Source organism: Streptomyces aureocirculatus, from assembly GCF_000720475.1.
In the GTDB taxonomy this organism is placed as follows: domain Bacteria; phylum Actinomycetota; class Actinomycetes; order Streptomycetales; family Streptomycetaceae; genus Streptomyces; species Streptomyces aureocirculatus.
The window spans coordinates 410,119-420,887 of the sequence record NZ_JOAP01000001.1 but is presented as its reverse complement, the minus strand read 5'-3'; the positions used below and the strand labels follow the sequence as shown (position 1 = coordinate 420,887).

Sequence of the window (10,769 nt, the reverse complement as noted above, 5' to 3'; positions counted from 1 at the left end):
TGCTCTCGAGCCTCGCTCGCTCTGCTGTCCTGCTGTCCAGTGCGCCTGCCTGCGCAGACGACGACGGTGAATGGGGAACGCGCCCCATGCGCCGTCAGATCACTCCGTCGCTCATGACCGTTCCGCTCAACGGGTCAAGACCACCCCGACGATGAACACGACCACACCCAACAGGAGCAAGAGCGTTACGATCATGACCACGAGGATCTTGTCCGAGCTGCTCTGCATCTTGGAGGCCCGAGCCAGCTCGTTGGCGTAGAACTCCTTCTCGGCCTGCATCTCCGTCAGGCGCACCTCATACCGCTTGGCCACTGAATCCTCGATCGTGGACAGCTGCTTGAGCAGGTCGGTGACCCGCGCCATCTGGGATTTGGTCTGCGCCTTCTCCAGGTCGAGGCTGTACTGCCACTCGGCGTCCCGCGTCGTCATCTGCATGATGGAGCCCTTACGGTGGCTTTCCAGCTCGTCCTCCATCCGGCGGATCCGGTCGGCGTGCTCAGAGCGCACCGAATCCAGGAGGTCCTGCTGTTCCCGGCGCAGGACGCCGATCTCGTCCGTGGTCCGCAGGTGCTCGGCCAGCGCCTCGGACTGGGCGATGTCGGCCTTGCGGTTGTCATCGACGATCCGCTGGATCTCGGACTTCCATTGGTTCAGGCGCTCTTCCTCGGCCGCCAGGTACTCCGACTGCCGTTCGGCCAGCACCTCGAAGATCCGCGTTTGCCCGGTCTGCATCTTCAGCGTCGCGTCCGAACGCCGGACCCGCAGAATCTCCTGCTGGTTGTGGGCGTGGGTATCCTCGATGTCCCGCTCGATCTCGGCGACGGAGTCGATCTGCTCGCGCTCCATCTTCGAGCGATTGCGCTCCTTGTACTGCAGTTCCGCCGAGAGCGCCGCCTGCTGGGCCGCCTTGGAGGCCTGCGACTCGTAGTCCTTGGCGATCTCCACCCGGCGGGACCGGATCTTCTCGTCCTTCTCCGTCTGCCGCTGCTGGTGCTCGGCCTCGGCGGCGTCCTTCAGCAGCTTGTACCGGGAGCCCGCGCGGTCGGTGGCCACATCGCGGATGACCTGCTCGGTGTGCGCCGACATGAGATTGACGTAGAGCGCACGCAGCTCATCCTCGTGTGCGGAACGGAGCTGCATCAGGTCTGCGTTGGACTGCCGGTTGAGCTGGGCGACCTGGTCCCCGAGCCACTCCGTCGCGCCCTCGGGCACAGCGATCTGCACGACCGGCGCGCCGATGGCGAAGGTCGCGTTGAACTCATCGAGCCGGACGTCCAGGTCCAGCTCCTCGGAAAGGAACCGGCGGGCGATGGCGTCGCGCACCTGGGCCTGATCGGCCAGCAGCACAATGTCGCCGGCCTCCTCGTAGTCGCCCTCGACGCCGTAGCCGACGTCGGTCTCGTCGAAACCCTCGTAGCCAGCCACCTCGTCGCCGTCGTAGTCCGGCTCCGACTTGACCGGGACGGTGCCCGCGTCGTCCTCGTCGAGCATGGGTGCATCCGCCCCTTCATCCTCGTCGACGACGTCGCTGAAGAGCGGCTCGTCGTCCAGGCCCTCGTTAGCCCCCTCGACACCGGGGATCCCGTCGAAGATCGCATCCCCCTCGTCCTCTCCGAGGACCGCAGCGGCAGGGGTAGTGGCTCCAGCCTCGGCGACCAGGCCGCTGTGCTCTTCCCACGCCTTCTTGCCCACGGCTTCTTCGAGGCTCGTGGTACCTGCAGCGACAGAGCGCGCCTGCGCGAAGGTCGCATCGCTCACCAGATCGACGAGCAGATCACCGCTGGACTTCTGCCACACGACGGCCCAGGCGTAGGTAGCACCGGTGAGCAGCGAGTATTCCTCCATGCGCGCGAGAGTCTCGTCGGTGGGGATGATGCCGAAGACCTCCTCTTCGATCATCTCCGCCGTGGCCACCGTGCGGATCTGGTCGGAGCTGATGAGCTCGATGATCGAGCCCTTCGCCTCGTTTCGCCCGTGCCGCCTGCTCAAGCCGCCGATTTCGCCGGCTGCGAGCACGAGCATCATCCAGGCCGTACCGCTGGGAAAGACGAACTGCGTGTTCGACCGCAGCAGCTCGACCGCCGCCGGGATCGCTGTCTCTCTCACCACGGAGGCCAGAAGCTCGTCGGGCTTCTTCTTCCGTTCCTTCTTCTGGCTGACCGCTGCCGTCCCCAGAATGCCCATTGATACAAGATCCCTTCGCTAATAAAACACAAATCACCTAGTTTATAAATATCCTATCGCCGCCCTATATCAGTGGGAAATCGTAGGGCATGAATGGACTATTGACTCATGAGTCGACTAGTTCCCGCCGTCCTCGAACCGGCTCATCGCACCGCGCTGACCTCGACATAGGCGTCGGAACTCAGCAGGTTCTTGTCGTCGCTGACCAGGTCGCCGACGACGTCGATGCGGATCCGTTGCTCCGAGGGGTGCTCGTTGAGGAAGGTCGCCACCGCGGTGGTGACCTCGTCGGTCAGCTTCGCCACAGCCGCACGCGCACCGCCGGCATCAGAGTCGGTGTCGCCCTTGTCCTCGATGAGGTACTGCAGGACCCTCGCATCGACATCGACCCGCATGTTGTGCTTGACGAACACCTCCTGCACCATCTGGCGCAGCTTCTTCCGCACGATCTTTTGCTGCGTCGGCAGCGACAACGGCTGGAAAGGCACGATCGCGTCGATACGGCCCAGCAGCTCGGGCGGAAACCGGTTGTCGCCCGTCGTCGAAGAGATAGAGCGACGGATGAGCTTCTCGTACTCCAGCAGATGCTTGCCCGACCCGGTGTCGTCCGCCGCGTACTGCGAGATGTCCTTGTAGATCTCCGAGCCCGCGTTCGTCGTCAGCACGATGTACGTGTTGAGGAAGCTCACCTCGCGGTTGTTGGCGTCGTTGAGTCGGCCGTCGTCGAGCACCTGCAGCAGTACGCGTGTCACCATCGCCGAGGCCTTCTCGACCTCGTCGAAAAGCAGCACAGCGTGGGAGAGGGCCCACACGCGCTTGGTGAGCTCAGAACGGAACGCCGCGAATGACGAGTCCTCGGCGTACTCCGTCATGTCGAACCGGATCAGGTGCCGCTGGTCGTCACCGAACAGCAGTCGTGCCAGCTGCTTCGTGAGCTCCGTGTTGTGCGTGACCACGAACTGACCAGCCTGGTAGAGGTGCTCCTCGTCGTTGACGTAGATGCACGACGAGCTCTGCTGCTCTGGCAGCTTCTCGATCGACGCGATGCCGACCATGTCGAACTTCTTCACGCGCTTACGACCCGAGGTCTCAATGGCCGCGCGCCGTGCGATCTCGTGCTTGCGGGGGAGGGAGAAGAACCGGGCCTTATCCTCGTTGCCGACCTTCACGTGCACGCCGTACTCGACCAATTCGCGCCCGCCCTCCTTCGTGCGTGTCCACGACTTGATCGTGTTCGAGACGCCGAGCGAGAACAGCACCTCCCTAAGGTCCTCCGTGAGCCCCTTGGAGAACGTCGAGTACGAGACGTTGAAGCGGCCGTTCGAGGCGCCGATCGATCCGTCGGTGTCGAAAAGGCCTCGCACCAGAGCCCACCGCTGCTGTACCGATCCGTGTTTGTACCTCTCCGGGATACGGCGCTCCGCCGAGCGCGCACCGATCAGATCGGGAACCGAGGCAAGCACGTCCTTCGTCTGGTACAGCGAATCGCGGCGGTCCTCCACCGGGCCAACACCGACAGGGAAAACCCAGCTGTAGTTGCGTCCGTACGACTTCGGTGCCGACCCCAGCCATTCGCCCACCATCCACACGGTGTGGTCGGCGTCGTCCTCGTCAGACGAGAGCGTCAGCTGCCTCTCAGTGAGGCACCCGTTACCGATGAGGACGCCCAAGACGTACGGTTCGACGTCGAAGTCCTGCTCCGGCCAGTGCACCGGCCCGTTCGCCGGGATGAAGAACTTCAGATCTTCCCGAGAGTCGCCGGGGTAGGTGCGCACGACGCCACGCTCGACCATTTCCTGCGTGCTCAGGACCATCGGCGCGACGTCCTTGCCCGCATGCTTCTTCGACCGCTGCTTGGCTGTGTAGACCGTCCACAAGTGCGGTCCGCCAACGTCGAGAGTCCGGCCGTCCCAGAGCGTGACCCGGTAGACGTCCTGCATGCCCTGCGGGAAGTGTTCGAGCACCTCGACCGGGCGACCTTGGCGACCGAATACTCTGTCGCCCGGGAGCAGGTCGCCGTGCAGCTTCCAGGTGGTCTCGCCGTCGCTCGAGTAGACCGGCACCTGCGTCGAGTCGATGCAGAATTTCCCCACACCAGTGGAGCCCGTGAACAGCAGGCTCGCCATTGGCTTTCCCTTGTCGTTGAGGTCCGCCACCGACAACTGCAGACGACGCGCCACCGCGCTGGTCGCCCAGTCCTGGCTGAACACCTTGGCGTCCAGCTGCTTCTTGATCTTTGCGCCGTCGACCCGGAATGCGACGTTCACGTTCAGGGACTCCATGAGCACGTCCGAGAGCAGGTCCCGGTCCATCGGCCGGTGCGTCAGGCGATGCCAGCCGACCATGGAGTCGAGCACGAGGATCGACTTGCGCGGCTGGGCGCTGGCCGGCATGTAGCGCTGGGTGTACTCGTAGATCTGCCAGAAGATGTGGTCGTCGTAGAACTCGTCGGCCACGCCGTACCGTTCGGCCATGCCCTGCAGGATCTTGATGGTCGTCGCCTGGTCCGGCGGGTTGAGGTTGATGCGCTGCAGGCGCTCGACGAGCGGCTGGTTCGGTGAGATGTGCTTGTGGAACTCCTCGTAGGTCGTCGCCGCGATGATCCTGATGCCTCGGGTCCCTGAGGCCGCGAGGACCGGCTTGATCGCCTCGACGGCGGCGTCGGAGAGCTGGATGATCTGGTGGAACTCGTCGATGAAGAGCACCAGTTCATGCTTCTCGTCCTTGACGAAGTCCTCGGCCTCGTCGAAGAAGCCCTTGACTATCGCGGCCATGTTCTCGGCGTTGCCCGCCTCGGAGATCATGCGCGCCGGGTCCACTTCGAGATAGAGGCGATCCGGATCCACGAGCATCGTGGCCTGGACCAATGCGGTCTTACCCGTTCCGGCCTCGGCCAGTAGAAGCGCATTGCACAGCTCGGGACGGCTCATCGAGGCCAACAGCTGCATCGTCTCGTGCTCACGGCCGACGATGTCGCGCTCAGCCTTCTTCAGCGGCTCCGAGAGCTTAGACAGGAGTGGGTAGCGCTCGTTGAGCTGTACCTCGTGGAACATGCCGCGCAAGACCTCTCGACTGAACTGAGGGTTCAACTGGAAAATCAGTCAAAATTCTATCACGAGTCGCATTCGATAAGGATTTGAATGGAGAGCACGAAAGGCCCCGGATCCCACTCCAGGGCCTTTCGTTCCGTGCGCTGGTCGCGGTCGCTCACCCGTCGTATTCGGACTCGGTGCCCTCCGGAGTCTGGCTGCTCGAACTGGTGGTTGAAGCGCTCGCTGGCGGGGCCTCGTTGCTCCCCTCCGTGCCGGCCTTGCGGCGTGGTCAGGCGGCGCGCTGCGCCTCGGAGGTGACCTCCACGACGACACGGCCGAGGACCTCGTCGAGGTGCTGCTGGGTGTCATGCGCACTGTCGCCACTGACGACCGCGAAGCCGCAGCGGATGTTGTTCGGCGTGGTGCTGGACGGGGTGAGCGTGGCGACGTCGCCGACGTCGCACAGCCACTGGAAGTGCTCCAGGTGATGGTCGTTGCCAGGGAGCAGATCGCGGTGGGTGACAAGACCTGCGGTCGGCGGGTAGATCATGCCAATGACGGCGCTGCGCTGCCGAGTGGGGCGCAGGTCGGGGATCTCGCCGCAGGCGAGAGCGGCGGAGGCCAGGGGCAGGGAGATCCCAGTGGCCAGGCGCACGAGTTCGCCGATGAGATCGCCGCCCAGGCGCGCGTTGACTTCGATGACCTTCGGTCCGTCCTTGGTGAGGCGGATCTCAACGTGGCTGACTCCGTGGGTGATGCCCACAGCCTCCAGAGCGGCTGCGGCGACGGGCGAGACCTTGTACAGGAGGGGGTCGTCGGCAGTGACGCTGTGCTCGGTCTCCATGAAGTAGGGGTCGAAGCCGACCGACGTGCGGGTGACGGCCACGGCGCTGGTGACACCGCGGTGGGTGACGGTCTCCACGGAGACCTCGGGTCCGTCGAGGTACTCCTCCACGAGCACGCCGTCTCCCTCGGGGCCCTGGTGGGCGGCGCCGGCGGAGGCGATGGACCAGGCAGTGGGCAGGTCGGTGATCGTGCCGACGCGGACGACACCAATGCCGCCGGCATGGGCAGCGGGTTTGAGGACGACCGGGTAGTCGACGCGTTCGGCCGCGGAGGCCGCGGCGTCCAGGGTGTGCACCCAGGTGGAGGCGGCGGAGGGAACGCCGGCTGCGGCGAAGCGCTGGCGGGAGGTGGCCTTGTCGCGGGCAGCGGCGACGGCCGCGAGGGTGTTGCCGGGTCGGCCGCCGAGGCTCTGGGCGAGGCGGGCGACGGTCATCAGGTAGTACTCGTCCCAGGTCACGACGCCAGCGATGGGCCTGCGGACGGCGAGCGACGCGGCGGCGGCATTGACCGCGATCGGGTCGCTCAGATCGGCCACCTCGTGGTCGATGACGTAGGGCTTCTGCCAGGTCAGCGGTGTGTCGTTGATCAGCAGCTGCGGGTAGTGGGCCGCGGTCTGCTCCAGCAGGTAGCTCCGCATGGGGCGCGGGCCGGAGCCGATCACGAGCAGCATGGGGTGGGACACGGTGAACTCCCAGGAGACTAGGGCGGGCTGGACCGGGATCAGGCGGCGCGCGGCGTGTCGGCCGTGGCAGAGGTTGGGGGGCCGGCGGCCGCGGGATCGGCAGCGGTGGGGCTGGGCGCGTAGGAGGTACGGTGGTGCCACAGGCCTCGGGAGGCGAGGGTCATGGCCGCGCCCTGCAGGACGGCGCAGGTGAGGAGCAGGGCGTCGGCGGGGAGGGCGGCGGCCAGTGCGCCGGCCACGGGCATCGGCAGCACGCTCAGCGTGACCATCGCGCTGGTCGTGGTGCCGAAGACGGCGGCCGGGATGAGGCGGGCGCGCAGGGTGCGCAGGACGACGGTCAGCGCGCCTTCGCCAGCCATCAGGACGGCGATGGTCATCGCGTACACGGCGAGAGGTCGGTGGTCAGGCGATGAACGCGACGTCGGACACCGGCGTCGTCGAGGCGTTGAAGGTGGGCCCGGCCGTGGTTAGGGCACGGCGCATCGCCCCCAGACCGCTCCGAGAGGGAGCGGTCTGGGGGCGCGTCGCGTCGGCGGCGCACGGTGGTGCTAGAACCAGATGGCGGCGACCCAGCCCTTCATGCCGTACGAGCTGCTGGAGAAGGATTCGCCGTGGTGCCAGCGAGGATTCGCCGTAGTGCCAGCGGTTGCCGTAGCGGTTCTTGGCGGAGCAGAGCACGTAGAACTCGCCGGCCGAGTCGAGCTGCCCCTTCTTCTTGTAGGCCACACCCTGGCCGGTGCGGATGGCCGGCCATTCCAGGTTGGGACCGATCACGCTGTGGTTCATGTCGTTGCTCAGTCGGGGTTAGGGATGACCGGGCTGGTTGCTCGGGCTCCCCACCGGCACACGAGATGCGCCGGTGTGTCTGTGGGTTAGCCCTGCGGAGAGGGCTGCTCGCCCTGACAGGAGCGGCGCCGCGAGTACGTCGAGGCATTCCGCTTGCAACGACGGCGAGTTCGCCAGTGACATCCAGGGGCCCACGTGACACCCAGGGGCCTTTCGAATAAGGCTTGACTCGGTCTCGGTCTCAGCCGACTGCCGGCTCCTCGACCTCGGCTGCCTGCTCCTGCTTGGTCTCGGGGGCCGGGGCCGGGGCCTGCGACTCCTTGGCTGCCGCCCGTGCCTCGCGGGCGGCGCGCATGGACGCGAACTGGTTGTCCAGCGTCTTGTCGTCGACCTTGAACTCGGAGGCCTCGACGGATTTGGTGTTAACCACCAGGCCAGTGCCGCGCGTCGCGGGCATCACGTTGCCCTTGAAGCCGTAGACGGTTCCGACCTCGGTGCCGTCCTTGTTCAGGATCGGCTCGGTGTTCGGACCCGCGGCCTTGACGATCTCCTCCATCTGGCCGGTGGAGTACGGAGCGCCGTTGTTGTAGCGGACCTTGCCGTCCTTACCCTGAACCCGATCGGACTTCAGATGCAGGTTCGTCTGCTCCGGACCGCGCGGATCTCGAGCGTCGAGCTGGACGTCGGCGTACTGGGACTTGCCGTCCTTGGTGACGCCGTTCTTGTAGACCTTCGCGATGAGGTTGACTCCGGTCATCGCGCCCTTGCCCTTGAGAATTGCCATGATCTCTTCCTCCCGCTTGTTCCAACTACCCTCTGACAAGTCGGCTGCGATCAGTCACGTTGTCCGGACAAAGCATTGAGTTCCCGCCGAACGCTCTTTACGCTAATACTCTCATAGGGCATTCGACAAGACCATCGACTAGTCTTTCTGCTCACGTTCAAAGTCGGTCGAGATGGGAGATGGTTGCGGATCGGATGCCATTCCGGCGTCCGCTGTGGTCACAGCCTGATCGACCTGAGCCTGGACCCGCACGACGAGGTCGGCGTCCAGTGACGAAGCCTTGGACCGCCGCATCCGCTCGGCCTGCTCGCTCCCGGCGCGCAGCTCCGCGATCCGCGAGCGCAACACGAGGGTGCCGGAGTCCTCGTCTGTCTGCTGAGGTGCCAGCTCCCGGGAGACCCGTGTCATCGCCGCGACATCGTCCACCGGCAGATCGGGAATTGCCTCGGCCTGGCCGGACTGGTCCAGGTACTCCATCGACGCCAGCAGCAGCCGCCGGCGGTCCCTGGTCGTCTCGACGAAGGACTGGCGCGCGTGCAGCCCGATCTCGACGTCGGTGACGAAGTCGTATCCCAGGTGGTGCAGGTCCAGGGCCTTGACCTCGTCGAAGTCATACGCGGCACCAGCGACGATCTTGAGGTCCGTGCTGACTCCGTCGGTCTCCGTACTCGCCTGATCCTCGGCGCTCGACCCCACGCGCAGCACCAGGCCGGAGGAAGCGAGATCGGCCCGCAGGTTGTCCAGCTTCTGGTCATAGGACTGCTTCATCGTCCGGATGCGCGCGTCCAGCATTGCTCGGCCGCGCTTGCCCTCGGCCAGGAGCCTGCCGCCGGGCTGATCGTAGATTGTCCGGCCCAGGTTCTCGGCCTCCTCCGGGTCCTTCATCCGCTGCAGGGAGGCATCCGCGCGCAGCGCCATGAGCGAGAGCAGCCGCTGACCGTAGGTCGCCACGTCCTGCTGCTGCCCGTACCACTGGCCGGCGTCCCCGGGGAAGGGCAGGAAGTGCCGGTACTTGCTCATCAGCCGCCGGTGGTAGTTCTCCTCGAAACGGTAGAAGTCGTAGAGCGGGCGCGAGTCCTCGGCGGCGACGTCGGCCTTCTCGGCCTGTTCCCACTGGTGCGCGAGGTCGCGGTAGACCCCGGCCTTCTCCCGGTGATGCTGCAGGCGTGAGGCGTAGCTGCGCAGTCGGAAGCCGAAGGAGACCAAGTCGGCCTCAGTATTCTCGTCTTCGCCCTGCCGGTCCGCGGCGAGCACCGCCATCTGCTGGTAGTCCATCCCCATGACTTCGAGCATCGGCGTGCGCACCCGCAGCTCCGACTCCGGCATGGCCCGCAGCATCTGGTAGACGCCGTTGACGGTGCGCTCCATGATCTGCGTACGTCCCTGCTCGACCAGCTTCTGCCATTCCTCCGTGCTCAGAGACTCCTTCGCGCGGCGCTCGTTGGCGTAGTCGACGATGCGTTCCATGGCCTCCGGCATCGGGGATCCGGCACGGTCGAGTTGCTCCTTCACGAGCTCGGTCACCAGTTGGTTCGCCTTGCGCATGCGGGCGTCGTTCGAGCCGGCGCGCCACAACGTTCGGTCTGCCGGCAGGCAGGCGAGCAGGAACTGCGGCAGGGACTCGGCGCGGATCCGCTCGTGCGCCCACCGCTTGATGAAGGTGGTGACGTTGCGCCGCTCGTAGCCGACGGCGCTGGAGAGATGAGTCACCGCCTGCTTCTCGTCGAGCCAGGTGTCAATACCGCGGCGGAGCCTGGACTTGTGCCGGTCCAGGAGCTTGCCGCGCTGCGTACCGTTCTTCGTCACCTGCCCCCGGCCGCCGTCGACCATGGCCAGGTGGCAGTGCACGTGCTCGGTATCGACCTGGATGACCCCGACGTAGCGCAGGTCGTCGAAGCCGCTGGTGCCCGAATTCATCCGCTCCAGACCGTGCATGATCGCCATGCGCAGCCTCATCTGGTCGATGTGACCGCGGTAGTCGCCGCGGGCTTCGCAGTGGAAGTCCTTGTCGACGATCTTGTGCTTCCGCAGGTACTCCTCGTCGAAGGACACCACCGTCTTGAGTACGGTCTTGCCGTTCTCGAAGTGCTGCTGGATGTCGTTGCCGGCCGCGCGCAGCTGCTCGTCGGAGAGTGAGACCGAGTCATAGCCGAAGGCCACGCCGCCGTCGCCCTGGGCCTGGCGCATCTCATGCTTCGCCGCACTCCGCGAGATACCGGCGCGCTCAACGGCAGACTCCCGCGCCATGTAGCGCATGATGAAGTCATCGGTGCGCAGGCGCTGGATCGGAGCCAGCGACTCGGTCGCTTGCTCGCGGGCCATGTACCGGGTGACGTAGTCACCCGGTGTCGCACCGCGCGATCCCTTGCCGCCGGGCAGCGGCACACTGAACTCGTTGACCACGATGATGTCCTGCTTCAGGCCCATCGTCGCTCTCCTTCCTGTCTCGGTACCG

7 protein-coding genes are annotated in these 10,769 nt (G+C 65.7%); all 7 read right to left on the bottom strand.

Annotation, left to right across the window (positions count from 1 at the left end; genetic code table 11):
* Positions 1 to 126: 126 nt before the first annotated feature.
* Positions 127 to 2,184, bottom strand: a complete 2,058-nt coding sequence (locus IG78_RS0101825) for a coiled-coil domain-containing protein (protein ID WP_030559191.1) — start codon at positions 2,182 to 2,184, stop codon at positions 127 to 129.
* A gap of 143 nt (positions 2,185 to 2,327) precedes the next feature.
* Positions 2,328 to 5,237 carry an AAA family ATPase gene (locus tag IG78_RS49990; RefSeq protein ID WP_225881908.1) on the bottom strand — a complete coding sequence of 970 codons (2,910 nt, stop codon included), beginning with the start codon at positions 5,235 to 5,237 and terminating at the stop codon, positions 2,328 to 2,330.
* A 268-nt stretch (positions 5,238 to 5,505) separates the two neighbouring features.
* A complete protein-coding gene (locus IG78_RS0101810) occupies positions 5,506 to 6,744 on the bottom strand; it encodes an ATP-grasp domain-containing protein (protein ID WP_030559189.1) in 1,239 nt (412 codons plus the stop codon).
* 38 nt (positions 6,745 to 6,782) lie between these two features.
* Positions 6,783 to 7,121 (bottom strand): hypothetical protein, encoded by a 339-nt coding sequence (locus IG78_RS0101805; protein ID WP_225881901.1) that lies wholly within the window; start codon positions 7,119 to 7,121, stop codon positions 6,783 to 6,785.
* A 25-nt stretch (positions 7,122 to 7,146) separates the two neighbouring features.
* Entirely contained in the window at positions 7,147 to 7,530 is a 384-nt protein-coding gene (locus IG78_RS50950; RefSeq protein ID WP_051852280.1) for a hypothetical protein, read from the bottom strand.
* Between the two features lie 241 nt (positions 7,531 to 7,771).
* Entirely contained in the window at positions 7,772 to 8,314 is a 543-nt protein-coding gene (locus IG78_RS0101795; RefSeq protein ID WP_030559186.1) for a hypothetical protein, read from the bottom strand.
* 138 nt (positions 8,315 to 8,452) lie between these two features.
* Positions 8,453 to 10,741: a relaxase MobL gene (gene mobL, locus IG78_RS0101790; RefSeq protein ID WP_030559185.1), complete on the bottom strand. Its 2,289-nt coding sequence runs from the start codon at positions 10,739 to 10,741 to the stop codon at positions 8,453 to 8,455.
* Between the last annotated feature and the right edge of the window lie 28 nt (positions 10,742 to 10,769).